General features: G+C 59.9%; 1 protein-coding gene. It reads right to left on the bottom strand.

The window, feature by feature from the left end; translation table 11 throughout:
- Window positions 1-644, bottom strand: a 644-nt coding sequence (locus ACQZ5M_RS21100; RefSeq protein WP_449080808.1) for an IS3 family transposase, incomplete at both ends; no start/stop codon positions are given.

The following is a 644-nucleotide window of genomic DNA, read 5'->3' as shown; positions in this document are numbered from 1 at the left end:
CGGCTGCGCAGCACCGCATCACGTCGCGGGTTGATGGTCTGAGCGAACTCGGCAGGCGTCATCCAGCCTAGTCCAGAGTGTGGTCGATGATCGTTGTAATCGCTGCGCCAGTTTAAAAGCGCTGATCGTGCATGGGTCAGTGACGAGAAGAGCGTTTCATTCAGGAGCTCGTCTCGTAGCCGTCCATTGAAGCTTTCGATGAAGGCGTTCTGGATCGGTTTGCCTGGCGCGATGTAGTGCCATTCCACCTTGGTCCGGTCCGTCCATTGCAGGATCGCGTTGCTGGTAAACTCGCTGCCGTTGTCGCTGACAATCATTTTCGGCCTGCCGCGCTCCTCGATGATCCGGTCCAGCTCACGGGCAACGCGCAGACCGGAAAGGGACGTATCGGCGACGAGGCCCAAGCATTCTCTTGTGCAATCATCGACGACCGTAAGCACCCGGAACCTGCGGCCATCGGTGAGCTGATCTGACACGAAGTCCAGCGACCAGCGATCATTGGCAGCCGTCGGGATCAACATCGGCGCTCGGGTGCCTATCGCCCGCTTACGCCCGCCACGCTTGCGTACCGTCAGCTTCTCCTCCCGATAGAGCCGGAAGAGCCGCTTGTGGTTCACAAGGTGACCCTCACGCCTGAGCAGCAC

It is taken from the genome of Rhizobium sp. 22-785-1 (assembly GCF_053521965.1).
The sequence above is the reverse complement of the archived record's forward strand: the minus strand, read 5'-3'. Positions and strand labels throughout refer to the sequence as shown.